General features: G+C 71.6%; 17 protein-coding genes and 1 pseudogene. 6 read left to right on the forward strand and 12 right to left on the reverse strand.

Features of this window, described 5'->3' with window-relative positions; genetic code table 11:
• Positions 1–13: 13 nt before the first annotated feature.
• From FPT20_RS09585 to FPT20_RS09610, 6 genes are read right to left on the reverse strand one after another with little or no spacing between them, the layout of a single operon-like run.
• The gene (locus FPT20_RS09585) at positions 14–892 is read right to left on the reverse strand and encodes a prenyltransferase (RefSeq protein ID WP_158864738.1); all 879 of its coding nucleotides are present in this window, start codon (positions 890–892) and stop codon (positions 14–16) included.
• A complete protein-coding gene (locus tag FPT20_RS09590; RefSeq protein ID WP_158864740.1) occupies positions 889–1,206 on the reverse strand; it encodes a lycopene cyclase domain-containing protein in 318 nt (105 codons plus the stop codon). The genes FPT20_RS09585 and FPT20_RS09590 overlap by 4 nt, the downstream gene beginning before the upstream one ends.
• Positions 1,203–1,526, reverse strand: a complete 324-nt coding sequence (locus FPT20_RS09595; RefSeq protein WP_233265463.1) for a lycopene cyclase domain-containing protein — start codon at positions 1,524–1,526, stop codon at positions 1,203–1,205. The genes FPT20_RS09590 and FPT20_RS09595 overlap by 4 nt, the downstream gene beginning before the upstream one ends.
• On the reverse strand, positions 1,523–3,130 hold the full coding sequence (gene crtI, locus FPT20_RS09600) for a phytoene desaturase family protein (protein WP_158864742.1): 1,608 nt from the start codon (positions 3,128–3,130) through the stop codon (positions 1,523–1,525). The genes FPT20_RS09595 and crtI overlap by 4 nt, the downstream gene beginning before the upstream one ends.
• The gene (locus tag FPT20_RS09605) at positions 3,127–4,050 is read right to left on the reverse strand and encodes a phytoene/squalene synthase family protein (protein WP_158864744.1); all 924 of its coding nucleotides are present in this window, start codon (positions 4,048–4,050) and stop codon (positions 3,127–3,129) included. The genes crtI and FPT20_RS09605 overlap by 4 nt, the downstream gene beginning before the upstream one ends.
• On the reverse strand, positions 4,047–5,144 hold the full coding sequence (locus FPT20_RS09610) for a polyprenyl synthetase family protein (protein WP_158864746.1): 1,098 nt from the start codon (positions 5,142–5,144) through the stop codon (positions 4,047–4,049). Before FPT20_RS09610 ends, FPT20_RS09605 begins: the two co-directional genes overlap by 4 nt.
• Before the next feature lie 88 nt (positions 5,145–5,232).
• Between FPT20_RS09610 and FPT20_RS09615 the strand changes: the two genes are divergently transcribed.
• Complete coding sequence (locus FPT20_RS09615) at positions 5,233–5,850, forward strand: MarR family transcriptional regulator (protein ID WP_158864748.1); 618 nt, start codon at positions 5,233–5,235, stop codon at positions 5,848–5,850.
• Here FPT20_RS09615 and FPT20_RS09620 read toward each other — a convergent pair.
• Positions 5,810–7,322: pseudogene (locus tag FPT20_RS09620) on the reverse strand (SDR family oxidoreductase). The gene FPT20_RS09615 and the pseudogene FPT20_RS09620 sit on opposite strands and share 41 nt — an antisense overlap.
• Before the next feature lie 62 nt (positions 7,323–7,384).
• Here FPT20_RS09620 and FPT20_RS09625 point away from each other — a divergent pair.
• Positions 7,385–7,726, forward strand: coding sequence for a DUF7882 family protein (locus tag FPT20_RS09625; protein ID WP_158864750.1), 342 nt, complete (start codon positions 7,385–7,387; stop codon positions 7,724–7,726).
• Between the two features lie 78 nt (positions 7,727–7,804).
• Here the strand turns inward: FPT20_RS09625 and FPT20_RS09630 are convergent, their stop codons facing one another.
• Positions 7,805–8,716: a sigma-70 family RNA polymerase sigma factor gene (locus tag FPT20_RS09630; RefSeq protein ID WP_158864752.1), complete on the reverse strand. Its 912-nt coding sequence runs from the start codon at positions 8,714–8,716 to the stop codon at positions 7,805–7,807.
• 294 nt (positions 8,717–9,010) lie between these two features.
• Here FPT20_RS09630 and FPT20_RS09635 point away from each other — a divergent pair, with 294 nt between their 5' ends.
• The gene (locus FPT20_RS09635; RefSeq protein WP_158868010.1) at positions 9,011–10,426 is read left to right on the forward strand and encodes an MFS transporter; all 1,416 of its coding nucleotides are present in this window, start codon (positions 9,011–9,013) and stop codon (positions 10,424–10,426) included.
• A gap of 51 nt (positions 10,427–10,477) precedes the next feature.
• Here FPT20_RS09635 and FPT20_RS09640 read toward each other — a convergent pair whose 3' ends face one another.
• On the reverse strand, positions 10,478–11,482 hold the full coding sequence (locus tag FPT20_RS09640) for a DNA topoisomerase IB (protein WP_158864754.1): 1,005 nt from the start codon (positions 11,480–11,482) through the stop codon (positions 10,478–10,480).
• Positions 11,479–12,411: a non-homologous end joining protein Ku gene (ku, locus tag FPT20_RS09645; RefSeq protein ID WP_158864756.1), complete on the reverse strand. Its 933-nt coding sequence runs from the start codon at positions 12,409–12,411 to the stop codon at positions 11,479–11,481. The genes FPT20_RS09640 and ku overlap by 4 nt, the downstream gene beginning before the upstream one ends.
• A gap of 100 nt (positions 12,412–12,511) precedes the next feature.
• Between ku and ligD the strand changes: the two genes are divergently transcribed.
• Positions 12,512–14,479 carry a non-homologous end-joining DNA ligase gene (ligD, locus tag FPT20_RS09650; RefSeq protein WP_158864758.1) on the forward strand — a complete coding sequence of 656 codons (1,968 nt, stop codon included), beginning with the start codon at positions 12,512–12,514 and terminating at the stop codon, positions 14,477–14,479.
• Positions 14,480–14,489: 10 nt separating this feature from the next.
• On the opposite strand, the gene FPT20_RS09655 is transcribed toward ligD, so the two are convergent.
• Positions 14,490–16,082: a bifunctional phosphatase PAP2/diacylglycerol kinase family protein gene (locus tag FPT20_RS09655; protein ID WP_158864760.1), complete on the reverse strand. Its 1,593-nt coding sequence runs from the start codon at positions 16,080–16,082 to the stop codon at positions 14,490–14,492.
• A gap of 41 nt (positions 16,083–16,123) precedes the next feature.
• Between FPT20_RS09655 and FPT20_RS09660 the strand changes: the two genes are divergently transcribed.
• Positions 16,124–16,570: a hypothetical protein gene (locus FPT20_RS09660; protein WP_158864762.1), complete on the forward strand. Its 447-nt coding sequence runs from the start codon at positions 16,124–16,126 to the stop codon at positions 16,568–16,570.
• A complete protein-coding gene (locus tag FPT20_RS09665) occupies positions 16,567–17,904 on the forward strand; it encodes an MFS transporter (RefSeq protein WP_199245997.1) in 1,338 nt (445 codons plus the stop codon). The genes FPT20_RS09660 and FPT20_RS09665 overlap by 4 nt, the downstream gene beginning before the upstream one ends.
• A 9-nt stretch (positions 17,905–17,913) precedes the next feature.
• Here FPT20_RS09665 and FPT20_RS09670 read toward each other — a convergent pair whose 3' ends face one another.
• Complete coding sequence (locus tag FPT20_RS09670; RefSeq protein ID WP_158864764.1) at positions 17,914–18,537, reverse strand: putative glycolipid-binding domain-containing protein; 624 nt, start codon at positions 18,535–18,537, stop codon at positions 17,914–17,916.
• Positions 18,538–18,656 lie beyond the last annotated feature (119 nt).

The following is an 18,656-nucleotide window of genomic DNA, read 5'->3' on the forward strand; positions in this document are numbered from 1 at the left end:
TTTCGGGCAGTCCCTAGGACAACCAGGCCCAGATCAGCAGCATGGTCACGAGGAACCCGCACGCGTAGTTGATCCAGAGGAAGCGCCGCCAGCCGCGATTGGCGGCGCTCGCGTGCTCGTCGTCGATGCGCGCGTAGGGCGCGGCGGCAGCGATGTACGGCAGCGCGAGGACGGCTGCCAGCGGGCCCGGCCACGGCGTGAAGAGCATGCCGATGCCCGCGAGCGCCCACGCGCCGATCGCGACCCGCACCGTGCTCGCGGCGCCGAGCACGGTGGCGATGGAGGCGATCCCCGCTTCCCGGTCCGGGACGACGTCCTGCACAGCCCCGAACGCGTGGCTGCCGATCCCCCACAGGAAGAAGGCGATGAGGATGATCCACAGGGACGGCGTGAAGACGGCCCCGGCGAGCACGAGACCGTACAGGGCGGGGCTCACGAAGTGGAAGCTCGACGTGACGGAGTCGAGGAACGGGACCTCTTTGAACCGCAGACCCTTCACGGAATACGCCAGCACCGCGAAGACCGAGAGCGCGAGCACGAGCCACGAGAGCCGGTCGCCCACGGCGACGAGGTAGACCAGGAACGGGACGTTGGTGACCGCGGCGGCGATGAGCGTCCTGCGGTGAGAGGACGGATCGAGAAGGGCGCCCTCCGCCCCTCCCTTCCGCGGGTTGCGCAGGTCGGACTCGTAGTCGAAGACGTCGTTCACGCCGTACATCGCGAGGTTGTACGGGATGAGGAAGTACAGCGTGCCGAGGACGAGGGTGAGATCGATCCGGCCCGTGGTGAGCAGGTAGGCGGCGGCGAACGGGTAGGCCGTGTTGATCCAGCTGACCGGCCGGGAGGCGAGCAGCAGCTGCCGGAACGGCGCGGGCGCGGCCGTCGCCGTCATGACCGCCTCCGCCGGAGCAGGAGCCAGACGCCCGGCAGGAGGAAGAGACCGGCGAGCGGATAGGCGAAGTCCTCCAGCGGGATGAGTCCCACGCGGAGCCCGCTGATGCGCGCCTCGGAATACGTCATGAGCCCCGCCCCGATCATGAGGTTGTCGAACACCGCGGTGAGGACGAGGACGACGACGGCCGAGACCGCCCAGGGCGCCCGCCAGCGACGCACCAGCGCCCTCCGGTCGCGCGAGGCACCCAGGGCCGCGGCGAGGACGGCCGCGGCGATGACCACGAAGACCAGATCGATGAGGAGGTACGTCATCCGGGTTCCCGCCGGTCGAGCGCCGCTCGGACGCCGGAGAGCAGCACGAGCGTCAGGTAGCACAGGAAGAGGAGGAAGAACGCCTCCTCGAGCGGCAGCTCCGGCGCCAGCTCGATTCCCGTCATGTAGGGCGAGCGCCCGCGCGCGAACACGCCCAGCCCGATCCCCGCCGCATCCCACAGCAGGAAGAACACCAGGCCGGCGCCGACCGCGAGGGAGGCGCGCCGGGCGTCCCTCCAGAACACGAGGCGGAAGCGAGCGTCGAGCAGCACCATGGACGTCAGCGCGACGAGGATCGCGCCGAGGTAGACGAATCTCACGACACGCTCTCCGGCAGCGGTGCGCGGAGCGGCTCGGGCAACCGGCCCGTGCTGGTGTCGCCGCGGAGCCGCTTCACGACGAGCTCGGCGCTGATCAGGCACATGGGGAGCCCGATTCCCGGGATCGTGGAGCACCCGGCGTAGTACAGGCCCTCGACGCGCCGGGAGGCGTCGCCGGCGCGGAAGAAGGCGCTCTGGCGCAGCGTGTGGGCGGGTCCGAGGGCGCCGCCGCTCCAGGCGTTGAAGTCGGAGGCGAAGTCGTCCGGCCCGACCGTCCGGCGGACCACGACCCGCTCGGCGAGGTCGGGGATGCCCGCCCACCCGGACACCTGGGCGATCGCTGCGTCGACGGTGGCCTCCACGATCCGGTCGCCGGCGCCGTCCACCCCTCCCTTGCCGAGCGAGACGTCGGCCGGGACGGGGATCAACAGGAACAGATTCTCCTCGCCCGGCGGGGCGACCGACGGGTCGGTCTCGCTCGGCTTGCAGACGTACAGGGAGGCGGGCTCCGGGATGCCGGGGTCGGCCCCGAAGATCCGCTCGAAGTCGGCGTGCCAGTCGGAGGTGAAGAACAGGTTGTGGTGGGTCAGCTCCGGGAGGCGCCCGCGCACGCCGAGCATGCCGAGGATCGCGCCCGGCCCCGGGTCGCGCTTCTCCCAGGCGGCGTCCGGGTGCGATCGCAGCCGCTGCGGCAGCAGGCGGGTCTCCGTGTGGTGCATGTCGGCGGCCGACACCACCGTGTCGGCGTCGACGGTCGCGCTGCGCTGGAACGCATCGCGGTACTCGACCCCGGCGACCCGCGGCCGGCGGCCTGTCTCGTCGACGCGGATCGCCGTGACCCGGGCACCGGTGACGATCTCGACGCCTTCCGCGACGGCGAGCGCGACGACGCGATCGATGAGGGCCGCGAAGCCCCCCATCGGGTACCGGACGCCGTCCTCGAGGTCGAGGTGGCTCATCAGGTGGTACATGCTCGGCGCCCGTTCGGGAGAGGTCCCGAGGAAGACGGCCGGATAGCCGAGGATCTGACGCAGGCGGGTGTCGCGGACGAAGCCGGCGACGAACCGGTCGAGGGACTGCAGGAGGAGGCGCACGAGGCGCCCGGCGCGGCGGAGCACGTCGCGACCGAGCAGCGGCCGCAGGTCGGCGAACGTGCTGTAGAGGAAGCGATCGACGGCGAGGCGGTACGTCTCACGGGCACTGGCGAGGTACCGGTCGAGAGCGGCCGCGCCTCCCGGCTCGACGGACTCGAACAGGGCCCGGTTGCCGTCGCCCTCCGCGCGGATGTCGAGGGGGTCCGAGGCGCCTTCCGGCCGTTCCGGGTCGGAGAAGACGCGGTAGCCGGGGTCGAGCGTGACGAGGTCCAGCTGCTCGGCGGTCGTGGTGCCGAGCAGCCGGAAGAAGTGGTCGAAGACCTCGGGCATCAGGTACCAGGAGGGGCCGGTGTCGAACCGGAAGCCGTCCGCCTCCCAGGAGCCGGCCCGCCCGCCGAGCACGTCCCGCTGCTCGAGGAGGGTGACCGCGTGACCCTCGCGGGCGAGCAGAGCCGCCGTGGCGAGACCCGCGATCCCGCCCCCGATGACGACGACGCGGCGAGCGGTCACCGGCGGCCCTCCGCGGACCCGGCGCCCATCGCGCGGCTCGCCATCGCGGACCGGGCGAGGATCGCGAGCTTCGTGCGCGTCGGGACGCTGACGCGGGTCGTCAGCAGTTCGGCGGCAGGGGTCTCCCGCACTCGGTCCGTCAGCTCCGCGAACAGGGCGTGCGCGGCGACGATCGCCCGGCGGCAGTTGTCCGGGAGGAGCGGGATCGCGTCGGCCGCGGCGCCCAGGTCGTACTCGATGTCGACGACGAGCGCGAGCTTCTGCCGCTCGGTCAGCCGTGCCGGGTCGATCCCCGGGAAGTAGCTACGGCCGAGTTGCGACCAGTCGACGGCCAGGTCGCGCAGGAAGTTGATCTTCTGGAAGGCCGAGCCGAGGCGTCGGGCGCCGTTCTCCAGCGTCCGCCGGGTGGAGTCGCGGACGGGACGGTCGGCCAGGAACACGGCGAGGCACATGAGGCCGACCACCTCGGCCGAGCCGTAAATGTAGTCCCCGAGCTCCTCGGCGGTGAAATCGACCGGCTCGAGGTCGCGGCGCATGGAGGCGAAGAACGGCCGCGTCAGCTCGGGGGTGATCCCCGCCGAGCGCGCCGTCGTCGCGAACGCGTGGACGACGACGTTCGCACTGTACCCGGTGCGCATGGCCCGTTCGGTGTCGTCCTCCAGGGCGTCGAGGAGCTCGCGCTGCTCGACGATGTCGAGACCGGCCTCTGCGGCGGCGCCGTCGACGATCTCGTCGGCGATCCGCACCAGGGCGTAGACGTCTTCGACGCGCGGGCGCACCGAGGCCGAGAGGAGCCGCGTCGCCATGCCGAAAGACGTGGAGTACTCGTGGATGATCGTGGCCGCGCTGTGGTGGGCCGCGGCCGAGTACAGCGCGAGATCGGTCGGCGCCGTGGTCGGCGCCTCCGCCTCCCGGGTCATGACAGCCTCCCGATGCACGAACGCGCGACGGCCGAGAGCTCGGCCACGAGGCTCCCCGGCAGCTCCGGATCGTCGAGCACGGCCTCGGCGGCCTCGACGTGCTCGGCGAGGAGGCGCTCGACGAAGCCGCGCGCGCCGCAGTCCTCGAGGGTGCGCGCCAGACGGTCGGCGTCACCCGCGCCCAGGTCCTCCCGGCCCAGGATCGGGGCGATCGCGGGCCAGACCGAGGTGCGCCGCGCGAACGCGATGAGCGAGGTCTCCTTGCCCTGGCGGAGGTCGCTCACGACGCTCTTCCCCGTCACATCCTCCTGGCCGAAGACGCCGAGCAGGTCGTCGCCCAGCTGGAAGGCGACGCCCACGAGGCGGCCGTACTCGCCGAGCACGGCCTCGACACCCGGGCCCGCCCCCGCGAGCACGGCGCCGGCGCGCAGGGGTGCGCCCACCGAGTACGCGGCGGTCTTGTGCTCCGTCATGGCGAGCACGTCGCGGAGCTCCGGGCGGTGGAGGCCGGCCGAGAACGCCACGTCGGAGAGCTCGCCCGCGGCGGTCACGAAGACGGCCTCGTCGAGGATCGCGATCAGGCGCGCGCGGACGGCGGAAGACGCCTCCACGGTGGCCGTCAGCGAGGCCGCGGCGTGCAGGAGGAGGTCGCCGGCGAGGATCGCGGCGGACTCGCCCCACAGCCGCGCGCGGGGCCCCGGGGCCCCGTCGGCGCGGGCCGCCGCGGCGAACGCCCCGGGGAGGTTGGGCCGGCCGCGGCGAACCGTGTCGCCGTCGATGACGTCGTCGTGGAGGAGGAAGGCGGTGTGGAGCAGCTCGTACGCCACGGCCAGGGTCACGGCGTCGTCGGTCGCCGTGCCGGCGAGCGCGCGATGGGCGGTGAGCAGGAGGCGCGGACGGATCCGTTTGCCCCCGTCCGCGGCGTCGCGTGCGCTCTGCCACAGGCGCGCGTAGTCGCTCCCGTATTTTCCGGCCAGACCCTCTCGCTCGGAGAAGAAGCGGCCGAGGCGGTCTTCGGCGAGCGCCAGGTCAGCCTCCACCCGTGCTCCGGCGGGATCGGGGACGGTCGTCGTCCCGGGGTGCAGCTGGGTCATCGACCCTCCCTTTGCGCTCAGCGAAAAGAATCTAGCTAAGTTAGCAAATAACTTAGCATGATTCTTACTTCGGGCATAGGATGCCCTCATGACATCGGCGAAGGACGACGCCCGGCGCGTCTCACACTCTCTCGTCGACCCCCGGGTGATCGATCCGCGTCAGGAACTGGTCCGGCACGACGACCTCGGCGAGGATGAACTCGCGGACATCATCGCACTCCTCACCTCCATCCGGGAATGGCGCGAGGCGGAACAGCGGCTCAACTTCGAGTCGCGCAGCCGCATGAAGCTCAACGAGACGGACATGAAGGCGCTCCGCTACATCATCGCCTCGGCGAACGCCGGCGTGACGGTCACCGCGGGGGTCCTCGCCGAGCATCTGCGGATCTCGACGGCGTCGACCACGAAGCTCCTCGACCGCCTCGAGAAGGCCGGTCATATCGAGAGACGGCCGCACCCGAGCGATCGACGTGCCGTCACCATCGCGATCACGCCGGAGACGCACCGCGAGATCCGGCGCACCATGGGCCTCCAGCACGCGCGCCGGTTCGAGGTGGCGCGGGCGCTCAACCCGGAGGAGCGGCGCATCGTGACCCGGTTCCTGCGCGACCTCAGCGCGACGACGCTGACCGCCTCCGCCGTGCCGGCGGACGACGACGAGGCGGTCACGCCCGAGCAGCTGCCCGCCGTTCTTCCGGCGGAGTGACCCCGGCGGCCTCCGCGGCCGCGACGATCCGGTTGGCCATGCCGTTGAACACGATCCCGTGGAACGGCAGGATCGCGAACCAGTACAGACGGCCGGCGAGGCCCCGGGGGAAGAAGACGGCCCGCTGCCGGTAGCGCGAGCCGGTGTCGCGCGCCTCAGCGCGCATCTCCAGCCAGGCTCCGCCGGGAACGCGCATCTCGGCGCGGAGGCGCAGCTCTCCCCCGTCCGGCCGGCGCTCGATCCGCTCCACCCGCCACCAGTCGAGCGCCTCCCCGGTCTGGAGCCGGTCGGCGTCGCGCCTCCCGCGGCGCAGGCCGACGCCGCCGACGAGCTTGTCCATCCAGCCCCGGAGCGCCCACGCCAGCGGGAACGAGTACCAGCCGCGCTCGCCCCCGATGCCCTCGATCACCCGGAAGACCTCCTCCGCCGGGGCGGAGCTGTCGCGCACCCGGACGTCGGTGTAGACGGTGTGACCCGACCAGTCCGGGTCGCTCGGCAGCGGGTCGCTCGGCGCGTCCGCCACCGAGGAGTTGAGCCAGCTCGTCTCGACGTCGCCGTCGCTCATCCGCTTCAGGGCGAGCCGCACGGCCTGGCGGTATCCGGTGAGCCCTCCCTCCGGCGGCGGGATGACCGCGTCGATGTCGTGCTCGCGCACCACGCAGTCGTACTGGAGGGACGCGATGATCGGGACCGCGAGGCTCCGCGGGATGGGCGTGACGAGGTTGACCCACTGCGACGCCAGCCACGGGGTGAACACGGGGAGGGAGGCGATGGCTCGCTGCGGCAGTCCCGCCTCCAGCGCGTAGGCGTTCAGCATCTGGCCGTAGCGGAGCACGTCGGGGCCGCCGATGTCGAAGGCGCGCGAGACGTCCGGCGGCAGGTCCGCCGCCTCGAGCAGATAGTGCAGGACGTCGCGGATGGCGATCGGCTGGATGAAGTTCCGCACCCAGCGCGGTGCGGGCATGTACGGGAGGACCTCGGTCAGGTGACGGATCATCTCGAACGACGCGGAGCCCGAGCCGATCACGACGCCGGCCTGAAGCACGACTGTGGGCACGCCCGAGGCGAGCAGGATCCGGCCGACCTCGACGCGCGAGCGGAGGTGCTGCGAGAGCGGGCCGTCCGGGTGGAGCGCGCCCAGGTAGACGATCCGGCGCACGCCATGAGCGGCCGCCTCCTCCGCCACCGTCCGGGCCGCGTCCCGCCTCCTCCGTCTCGAAGTCGCCGCGGGCGCGCATCGAGTGGACCAGGTAGTAGACGACGTCGACGCCCTCCATCGCGCGGGCGACCGAGGCCCGGTCGTGGAGGTCGCCCTGGACGATCTCCGCCTCCTGCGCCCACGGCACGTCCTGGAGCTTCTGAGGCGTGCGCGCCAGGACGCGCACGTCCCGGCCGCGCGCGAGGAGGCGCGGGACGAGGCGCCCTCCGATGTAGCCGGTGGCTCCGGTGACGAGGATGCGGGGGGCGCTCATGGGCCGAGACTACGCCGCCCGCCGAATACGGGGACGGCCGAATAGTCCTGTATGTTTCCCGCATGGGCAAGCTTGTGTACGCCGGCACGACCGAGATCGGATTCGAGGACAGAGTGCTGGCGCACCTCCAGATCGTGATCGGGCTGAAGCTCCGGCGCAAGGAGGGGTTCTTCTTCTCGTGGCGGGACGAGCAGGGCGTCGGGGACGGCCGCAGCGCGATCTGGATCGACCCCGGGACGCCGCTGCTGTTCCGCTACAGCGGGGGCCGCAGCCCGCGCATCAACAAGCAGTGGCTCGAGCAGCTGACGCTCTCCTCGAACAGCGCACAGGGCCTGCAGCTGACGGAGGAGATCGGCGCCCTCGGTGCCGATGAGGTCGACGCCGACTCGCCTCCCGGCCGCTGACGCGCAGCGTCGCCCCCACCGAACGCGGAAGGACCCCGCGCCCTTGCGGGCACGGGGTCCTTCGACGCGTCGGGAGTCCTAGCGCAGGTACTCGAGCAGCTCGGGGCAGCGGAGGCGCTTGAGGCTCCGCGTCTCGAGCTGGCGGACGCGCTCGCGGGTGATGCCGTAGACCTCGCCGACCTCGTCGAGCGTCATCGGCTTGTGGCCGTCGAGGCCGAAGCGCATGCGCACCACCTTGGCGTCGCGCGGGGGCAGCTCGCGCAGCCGCTCCTCCAGGTCGCGGTGACGGAACTCCATCTCGACCGCCTCCGGCGGCCCGGCGAAGTCGCCGTCCTCGATGAGGTCGCCGAGCTCGGCGCCCTCGTTCTCCCCGACGGGGACGGCGAGCGACACGGTCTCGGAGTCGCTCATCTGCAGCTTGTGCACCTCGGCCGGCTCGAGGTTCGAGGCCTCGGCCATCTCCTCCAGCGTGGGGGTGCGGCCGAGCTCACCGCCGAGGTCGCGGCGGATCCGGTCGAGCTTGTCGATCTTCTCCACGGTGTGCACCGGGATGCGGATGAGGCGGGCCGTGTCCGCGATGCCGCGGAGGATGGACTGCCGGATCCACCAGGTCGCGTAGGTGGAGAACTTGTTCCCCGTGCGGTAGTCGAACTTCTCGACCGCGCGGACGAGGCCGAGGTTGCCCTCCTGGATGAGGTCCATCACGGGCAGGCCGCGACCGGCGTAGCGCTTGGCGATGCTCACCACCAGGCGGAGGTTCGCCTCGATGAAGCGCTCGAAGGCGCGCTTGCCGTCATCGGCGAGGTACTGCAGCTCGCGCTTCTCGCGCGGGGTCAGACCGGGACGGACCGCGAGTCGCTCGCCGGCGAGGACACCCACCTCGATCCGCTTGGCGAGCGCCACCTCCTCGTCGGCCGTCAGCAGGCGCGTGCGCCCGATGGAGTTGAGGTAATCGCGAACCGGGTCGTTCGTCACTTCGAGCGTTGTCATCGTGTCATCCATTCAGCTCGTGCATCGTGTTGCTCTGGCTCGGATCGTGGGGTGCAACCCGACCAGTCGTGGTGCGGGTTCGTTAGCAAGAGTAAGCAGTCGGCCCCCGTCCCCAACAAGGGGTTGACACGCGGGTCGCGGATACGCTACGTCACCTCCTCAATCCCTTCGTCACGGATTTGTCAAGGTGCTGTCAGGGACTGCACACCGCCCGTACAGTCCGACGATGTGAGCACGCAGACTTCGAATTCATCGGTGAATCTGAAGACCATCAGGACGACCATCCCCGCGCGGATGGACCGGCTCCCCTGGTCGCGTTTCCACTGGCTGGTGGTGATCGGACTCGGGACGGTGTGGATCCTCGACGGACTCGAGGTCACCATCGTCGGGGCGATCGGGAGCCGGCTCACCGAGCCGAGCAGCGGACTCGGCCTCACCACCGCCCAGGTCGGTTACGCGGCGGCGGTCTATGTGGCGGGCGCCTGTCTCGGGGCGCTCTTCTTCGGCTATCTGACCGACCGCTTCGGCCGGAAGAAGCTGTTCATCATCACGCTCGGGCTGTACCTCCTGGCCACCGTGCTGACGGCCTTCTCGGTCGCGCCGTGGATGTTCTTCGTCTTCCGGTTCTTCACCGGCGCGGGGATCGGAGGCGAGTACGCCGCGATCAACTCGGCGATCGACGAGCTCATCCCGGCCCGGCGCCGCGGACTCGTCGACCTCGCCATCAACGGGTCGTACTGGCTGGGGACGGCGTTCGGCGCGGTGCTCACCGTCTTCCTCCTCGACACCTCTATCTTCGCGGCCAACATCGGGTGGCGGGTCGCCTTCGGTCTCGGCGCGGTGCTCGGCCTCGTCATCCTGCTGGTCCGCCGGAACGTGCCCGAGTCGCCCCGCTGGATGTTCATCCACGGCCGCGACGAGGACGCCGAGAAGCTCGTCGCCGAGATCGAGCACGGGGTGGAGGAGCAGACCCACGAGAAGCTCGCCGACATCCCCGAGCAGAAATCGATCGAGATCCACCAGCGCCGGTCGACCGGATTCGGCGAGATCGTCCGCGTCGCGCTGACCAAGTACCCGAAGCGCTTCGTCCTCGGCCTCTCGCTGTTCATCGGGCAGGCCTTCCTCTACAACGCCGTCTTCTTCACCTACGCGCTGGTGCTGACGAAGCTCCTCCACGTCCCGGACAACATCGCGCCGTGGTCGCTCGTCCCGATCGCCATCGGCAACTTCCTCGGACCGCTCCTGCTCGGGCGCCTGTTCGACAGCGTCGGGCGCCGGTTCATGATCACGCTCTGCTACATCGGCAGCGGCGTGCTCCTCGTCGGGACCGCGCTCCTCTTCGACGCGGGGGCGCTGAACGCCGTGACGCTGACCGCGTGCTGGATGGCGGTGTTCTTCCTCGCCTCTGCGGGCGCCTCCGCCGCGTACCTCACCGTGAGCGAGATCTTCCCGATGGAGACGCGGGCCATGGCGATCGCGTTCTTCTACGCCGTCGGCACCGGCCTCGGCGGCATCATCGGGCCGATCCTGTTCGGCAACCTGATCAGCGGCGGCATCCACGCCATCGCGATCGGGTACTACATCGGGGCCGGGCTCATGATCGCCGCCGGGCTCGTCGAGCTGTTCCTCGGCGTCGACGCGGAGGGCAAGTCGCTCGAGGACATCGCGTCGCCGCTGTCGGCCGAGACGCCCGTCCAGAGCAAGCGCTGAGGCGCCGATCGGAGCGGGCGGTGGCCGGGCGGCCGCCGCCCGCTCCGTCGTTCAGGCGGCTTCTGCCCGCTCCGGCCGGTGCTGGGAGCCGGACGACAGCAGCTCGAGGAGCGCGGGCTCCGGCACGCGCCCGCCGCTGACGTCGATGACCTCGCCGTTGCGGTAGCGGTCGAAGATGCGCGGATCGATATAGCTGTTCCGCGCGATGGCCGGCGTGTTCCCCAGAGCCGCGGCCGCCTCGTTGACGGCCGCGCTGATGCGCTTCTTGCGCTGCGCGTCGGACCCCGCCACACCCAGCTCGGCGAGGGCGCGCGCCGCGACGATCGTGCCGTGGAGGGTGCGGAAGTCCTTCGCGGTGAACTCGCCGCGAGTCTGCCGCCGGATGTACTCGTTGAGCGACGCCGGCCGGATGGTGTGCCAGGTGCCGTCCTTCCAGGAGAGCAGCCGGGACCGCTGGCCGCGGAGCGCCTGGATCTGACGCAGCAGCTCGGCCAGGTCGGCGTCGGTGATCGTGCTCGTCCAGCGCTGGGCCGATTTCGCTGGAAAGGTCAGCGTGATGTCGTCGTCCTCGATGCGCGCGTGGCGGCAGAGCAGGGTCGTGAGCCCTCGGCTGCCGTTGGCATGGAGGTACTCCTCGCTCCCGATGCGCACGCTGCCGAGGTCGATGATGCGGAAGGCTGCAGCCAGGATCCGGTCGCGTCCGAACCCCTCCTCGCGCAGGTCGAGCGTCACCTTGCGCCGGGCGGAGGTCAGCGTCTCGGCGAGCTGAGCGGCGCGCTCGAACTTCACGCGGTCCTGGTGGAGGCGCCACGAATCGTGATAGCGGTACTGTCGCCTCCCGGCGGCATCCGTGCCGACCGCTTGGATGTGCCCGCGGGCGTCCGGCGAGATCCACACGTCCTCCCACGCCGGAGGGAGGACCAGCGAGCGGATCCGCTCCAGCTCGCCCTCGTCGACGATCCGGTTGCCCGCCTCGTCCTCGTAGACCGGCCCCTTGTCGGTCATGCGGCGGTGGTAGCCGGGACCGGAGGGGTTGCTCCTGCGCAGCCGCGTCACGCGGGCTTCTTCGCCGTCTTCTTGGCCGCGGGCTTCGCGGCGGGCTTCTTGGCCGTGCTCTTCGCGGCGGCCGGCTTCGCGCTTCCCGACCGCGACGAGGAGTTCTTCTCGTCCGCCGCCTCGTCGCCGCCGGATCGCGTGGACCGGCTGCGCTCCACGGACCGCTGCAGCGCCTCCATCAGGTCGATCACCTCGCCGCCCCCCTTCTTCTGCTCGGCCTCCTCGCCGAAGGTCGCCGCGGTGTCGACGCTCTCGCCCTCCTCGAGCTTGGCGTCGATCAGCTTGCGCAGCTCGACCTGGTACTCGTCGGTGAACTTGTCCGGTTCGAAGTCGCCGGCGAAGCTCTCCATGAGGGCTGCGGAGAGCTGGAGCTCGCGGTCGCTGATCCGCGGGTCGCTGTCGAGCGCCGGGAAGTCGGCCGCGCGGATCTCGTCGTTCCAGAGCAGCGTCTGGAGCACGAGGACGTTCCCGCGCACCCGCAGCGCACCGAGCCGGGTCTTCTGACGCAGCGCGAACTCGACGATCGCAGTGCGGTCCTCGTCTTCGAGGGTCTTCCGCAGCAGGGCGTACGCCTTGAGGGACTTCGAATCGGGTTCGAGGTAGTAGCTGCGATCGAACATGATCGGATCGAGCTGCTCGTTCGGAACGAACTCGACCACGGTGATCTCGCGGCTGCGCTCGGCGGGCAGCGAGGCGAGGTCCTCCGGGGTGAGGATCACCGTCCGCTCGCCGTCGTCGTACGCCTTCGCGATGTGCTCGTACGGGATGACCTTGCCGTCGATCTCGCAGCGCCGCTGGTAGCGGATGCGCCCCCCATCGGCGTCGTGCACCTGGTGCAGCGGCACATCGTGGTCCTCGGTCGCGCTGTACACCTTCACCGGAACGTTCACCAGACCGAAGGTGATGGCGCCCGTCCATATCGCCCTCATGTGCCCATCGTGTCCGCGGAACCCCGTATTTTCAAGCATCGGACGCCGATCGGCGCCCTGCGCGCGCCGGCCGGCGACGTGCCCGGCGTACGGTGAACGCATGGCCGCCCAGGACACCGAGGACGTCGAGGTCGACGGACACCGCCTCACGCTGACCAACCTCGACAAGGTCATGTACCCGGAGACCGGGACCACCAAGGCCGACGTCATCGGCTACTACACCGCCGTGGCCGACGCCATGCTCCCGCACGTGCGCGATCGCATCGCGACCCGGAAGCGCTGGGTGCACGGGGTGGGGACGGCGGACCGTCCCGGCGAGGTGTTCTTCCAGAAGAACCTCGACCCCGCCTCCACCCCGGCGTGGGTCGCCCAGCACACCGTCCGGCACAAGGCGAGCACGAACAGCTACCCCCTGGTCAACGATCGCGCCACGCTCGTCTGGCTCGCCCAGATCGCCGCGCTCGAGATCCACGTGCCGCAGTGGCGGGTCGGGAGGGGCGGCCGCCACCTCCCTCCCGACCGGCTCGTGCTCGACCTCGATCCCGGGGAGGGCGTCGCGCTGACCGACTGCGCCGAGGTGGCGCGGCTCGCCCGCGCGATCCTCACCGACATGGGCCTCGAACCGTTCCCGGTGACCTCCGGGTCGAAGGGCATCCACCTGTACGCGCCGCTCGACGGCTCGCAGACGGCCGACCAGGTCGCGGCCGTCGCCCACGAGCTCGCGCGGGCGCTGGAGGCCGATCATCCCGACCTCGTCGTCAGCGATATGAAGAGGTCGCTCCGCGCCGGGAAGGTGCTCGTCGACTGGAGCCAGAACAACGGCGCCAAGACCACCGTCGCACCGTACTCGCTGCGCGGACGGCTGCGCCCGACGGTCGCGGCCCCCCGGACCTGGCGGGAGCTCGCCTCCCCGCAGCTCCGGCAGCTCGAGTACCCGGAGGTGCTCCAGCGACTGAAGCGCCGGGGCGATCTGCTCGCCGGGCTCGACGGCGAGCAGGCGGACCGGGGCAGCGTCGGTGCCGTGCGCGTGCCCGCGCCGCAGCCGAAGCCCGCGTCGCACCCGAAGCCCGCGTCGCACCCGAAGCCCGCGTCGCGCGCGACGGGGGCGCCCCCCTCCCCCATGCTCGCGACGCTCGGATCGGCCGCGGATGTCGGCGACGAGGACGAGTGGGCGTTCGAGATGAAGTGGGACGGCATCCGTGCGATCGCCGAGGTGCGTTCCGGGAACCTCCGCCTGACGACCCGCAACGGCAACGACGTCACCGTCGCCTACCCCGAGCTCGGCGATCTGGTCGAGCTGGCGGCGGGCCACGAGCTCGTGCTCGACGGCGAGATCGTCACGCTGAACGCGCAGGGACGGCCCGACTTCGGCATCCTCCAGACCCGCATGGGGCTCACCCGCCCGGCCGACGTGAAAGCGGCGGTGAAGCGGGCTCCTGTCCACTACCTGGCGTTCGACCTCCTGGAGGCCGACGGCGACGATCTGACGAAGGAGCCCTACGACGTGCGCCGCGCCCGGCTGACGGAGGTGCTCCGGCCACCGAAGAACGACGCCGTGCAGGTCCCTCCGGCGTTCGACGGCGACCTGAAGGACGCCATCGCCTCGAGCCGGACCCTCGACCTCGAGGGCGTCATGGCGAAGCGGCGCGACAGCACCTACACGCTCGGACGGCGGTCGCGCTCGTGGATCAAGATCAAGCACAAGAAGACCCAGGAGGTGGTCATCGGCGGCTGGACGCCCGGCAACGGCCGTCGCGCGAGCACGATCGGCGCGCTCCTCCTCGGGCTCCCGGACGGGGACGGTCTCCGCTACGTCGGCAAGGTCGGGACCGGTTTCAGCGACCGGGTGCTCGACGACCTCCTGACGAAGCTCTCCGCGCTCGAGCAGGACGCGCCTCCCCTCGCGCGGGTGCCGTCCGCCGACGCCCGCGGCGCGCACTGGACCCGTCCCGAGCTCGTCGGCGAGGTCGAGTTCGCCGAGTGGACCGGTCCCGGGAGGCTGCGTCAGCCCACGTGGCGCGGGCTCCGGCCCGACAAGCTGCCGGAGCAGGTCGTGCGGGAGGGATGAGCTCCGACGCTCAGAGCCGCGGTGCGTAGACCTTGAGCGCGGCACCCCGGACCGTCAGCCGCAGGCGCTTCGGCTCCCCCGGCGTGTCGACTGAAGCCTCCCCGTCGTGCGCATAGCCCGGATCGTCGGCGCGCGCTTCGATCGTGATCTCGTCGGTCGTGAAGGCGTCGAGAGCCGGCGGTCCCTGGAGGAACGGCATGCGCGCGGCGAACGAGTCGGTGCGGCCTCCGAATGCCAGGGCCAGCGCGCCCCGGGTCCGCGGGCGCCCGTCGGCGAACAGGATGCGGACGTCGAGCAGGTCGTCGTCGAGGCGCCGGCGCTCGATCGGCGCGACCGTGATCGGGTAGTACCGGTCGACTCCGACGAAAACCGACCAGACCTTGCGTCGCCGCCCGTCGATCTCCACGTCCAGCGGGTCCCTCCGGCGGACGACCCGGATGGCGGCCACCAGCGCGGCGAGCGGCTTGCCGAGCCGCCCCTCGCGCTTCTCGCGTTCGGCCACGAACGACGGGTAGATGCCCACGGAGGCGGTGTTGAGCACCGTGACCCGCTTCCCGGTGCCGAACTCGAGGTCGGCGACGTCCACGGCCCGGCCGGTCCCGTCGGCGAGCGCCGTCAGCGCGTCATCGACCCTGTCGAGCAGGAGCGCCTTGGCGAAATGGTTGAAGGTGCCTCCGGGGACGACGAGGAGCGGGAGACCCGCCTCCCGCGCCTGGTGAGCCATGGCGCCGACCGAGCCGTCTCCTCCCCATGCTCCGAGGATGCGCGGCGGGTCGGCGGAGGTCAGCTGCGTGCGGACGAGTTCCCCGATGTCGTCACCGTCGCGGAGGGCGTGCACGCGCGCCCGGGGAAGCCGCTCGGCGAGGATCGGGAGCGGGTCGGGGCGCCCGAGGCCGCGGCCGGACGCGGGGTTGACGACGATGAAGAGGCCCTCTCCGTCCGCGGAGGCGGGGAGCTCGATCACCTCCGAGGTCGGCGCCTCGCGGGGTCCCGGGCCGGTCGGGGCCGGTGCGAGCGCCTTGAGCGCCAGGGCGGCGCCCGCGCCGATGGCGGCTCCGCCGGCGACATCGGAGAGCCAGTGCGCCCCGGTGTGGAGGCGCGAGTAGCCGACCCCGGCCGCGATCGGCGCGAGCGCCGCGCCCGCCGCGGGCCACTCGAGCGCCACGCCCGTTGCGAAGGCGGCCGCGCTCGCGGTGTGCCCCGAGGGGAACGACGGCGAGGTCGGCGAGCGGTGGTGCCTGCGGCTGATCGGGATGGAGGTGAGGGCCGGGCGGTCGCCGCCCACCAGCCGCTTGCCGACGAGGTTCGCGATCAGGCTGGCGGCGCCGAGCGACGCGAGACCCCGCGCCGCGGCCCGCGGGCGGCCCATCACCGTCAGGACCGCAGCGACGGCGAACCAGAGCCTCCCGTGGTCGGCGATGCGCGTGAGGAGCAGCCAGAAGGAGTCGCTCCCTGGCCCCGTGCGCCGGGCGTTGATGCGCCGGGCGACGGCCTCGTCGGCGCGCTCGATCCGCTTCGGCAGAGGGATGCGCCGACGGCCGGCGAACGCCCCTCCCGCTCGGTGGCGGTGCCTGCTGCCTCTACGGTGCCCTGATGCGGCCATGCCGCCAATGTACGCGCCCGGTGCGCGGTAGGATCGTCGTCGTGAGCACGCACCTGACCGCACCCCGACCGATCGAGACCCGGCGCCCGCTCGAGGCCGACGACGAGCACGGCTCGCTGGTCCGCAGCCTCAGCACCACGATCCCCACGATGGTCGGCAACCCGCTCGTGACCGTGATCGTCCTCGTCTCGCTCGTGCTCGGCGTCTGGAGCCTGGTGGCGACGTGGACGGGCAACGCCGGCTCGTTCCTCCCCCTGTTCCAGGTGACGGTCGCGGCCACCGTGGTGTGCCTCAACGCGCTCTACGCGCGCCGCACCTTCAGCTACGTGATCACCCTCATCGGCGCGATCCTCTGGCTCTGGGTGTCGGTGACCCCGTTCGTGCCGTTCCTCCAGGTGCTCCTCCAGGCGCTCACCGTGACCATCATGGTCGCGGGCGTCGTGTTCTCCACCGCGGCGGTGCGGCTCAGCAAGCAGCCGCGCTTCTGAGCACCCCGCCCTCCCCGGAGAGCGCGGAGCTCGCGCCGGCGCGTCGCGGCCACGTCGTCGACCTCTCGCCGCTGCGGGACTCGCCGCCCTTCGCCCGGCTGTGGCTGGGAGGCGCGATCTCGGGCATCGGCGGCCAGATGACCGTCGTCGCCGTGGGGCTGCACATCTACGCGCTCACGCGCTCGACGCTCGCGGTCTCCTTCGTCGCCCTGTTCGCCCTGGTGCCGATGATCGTCTTCGGCCTGTACGGGGGCGTGCTCGCCGACGCGTTCGACCGCCGGCGCGTCGCCATCGTGACGGCTCTCGTGGCCTGGGCGTCGACGGCGGGGATCGCCGCCTTCGCCTGGCTGCACATCACCGTCGTCTGGCCCCTGTACGTCCTCACCACGCTGAACGCGGTGGCGACGGTCATGATCGGCGCGACGCGCCAGGCGATCACGCCGCGGCTGCTGCCCGCCCGGCTCCTTCCCGCGGCGAGCGCCCTGAACGGCATCAGCATGGGCGTGATGGTGACGGTCGGGCCGGCCCTGGCCGGCGTCCTGGTCGCGACCGTCGGCATCGCTTGGACCTACTCGGTCGACGTGGTGCTGTTCACCGCCGCTTTCCTCGGCATCTTCACGCTGCCCTCCATCGTCCCGGAGGGCGAGCGGCAGAGCGCCGGACTGCGCTCGGTCCTCGACGGTCTCCGGTTCCTGCGCACGGCACCGAACCTCTCGATGACCTTCGTGCTCGACGTGATCGCCATGACGCTCGGGCAGCCGCGCGCGCTGTTCCCGGCGGTCGGTGCCCTGCTGATCGGAGGGGGCGCTGTCACCGTGGGAATCCTGACGGCCGCCTTCGCGGTCGGCGTGCTGCTGTCCAGTGTCTTCTCCGGTCGCCTCGGCCATGTGCGCCGCCAGGGACTGGCGGTGGAGCGCTCCATCGTCGTCTACGGCGCGGCCATCCTCGGGTTCGGCGGCGTGCTGGCGGTGGCCGCGTTCACCGGGCCGTCCGCCGATCCGTCGCTCACCGGGGCGAACACCGCGGCCCTCGTGGCGGCGACCCTCCTGCTCGCGGTCGCCGGTGCGGCCGACAACATCAGCTCGATCTTCCGGATGACGATCCTGCAGGCCTCGGCTCCCGATGTGATGCGGGGTCGGCTGCAGGGCGTGTTCACGGTGGTGGTGACGGGCGGCCCGCGTCTCGGCGACCTCTACGTCGGCGTGCTCGCCCTGACCGGCGTGCTGTGGTTCCCGCCCCTCCTCGGCGGCCTGCTGATCGTCGCGCTGGTCTCGGCGATCGTGCGGGTCCAGGGGAGCTTCCGGCGGTACGACGCGCTGGCGCCGACTCCCTGAGGCGGAGGATCAGCGGGTCCGGATGCGCCGCGCCACTCGCGGATAGTCCACGACGATGCCGTCCGCGTCCACGGTGAGATCGGCCACGAAGCCGCCGTCCGGGCTCCGGTAACGGACGACGCCCCTCCCGGCCGCGGCGTCGAACGGCTCGCTGGAACTGTATACCTGGCGTGAGGCGCGGACCGCCAGCGACGGCAGGTCGACCCACGCGGCGACGATGGCGGTCTCGGGCAGGACGTCGTCGAGGGCGCCGAGCCGGCGGATCGGCATGGTGTTGGTCACCGGGCACAGCGCGAGGTCGCAGTCCAGCGCGTCCGCGAGCCTCGCGGCGTCCGGCTCCGGCAACCCGGGCGCCTCCATCGTCCGCTCGCCGAACCGGTCATCGCCCTGCGCGCTCTGCTCGCTCGACCAGCCGTTCCGGCCGTCGCGGACGAGTACGAGCCGACGGGTGAACCCTCGGCCCGACACTGTGACGTCGAGGCGCCGGGTCTCCCAGCCGGGTCCGGTCTCGAGCGCCCACGCCACGACGTAGTCGGTGGTGCGCGAGGTCCCGAGCGCGTCGAGCCGGTCGGCCGCGAGCGTGACCGTCGCCGCCTCGAGCCGCTCGGGATCCTCGTCGCCGATCCATTCCACGTGCCGAACCGCCCCGCGCATCGCGTCGCCTCTCCTCTGCGGATGGATGAGCGGTGCCCGCTGCCGCGGGCCCGCAGGAGGCACGATACGCGTGAGGCCGCCCGGCGGCACTGCCGGAT

Origin of the sequence: Leifsonia sp. AG29 (genome assembly GCF_009765225.1) — a bacterium.
Classification (GTDB): domain Bacteria; phylum Actinomycetota; class Actinomycetes; order Actinomycetales; family Microbacteriaceae; genus Leifsonia.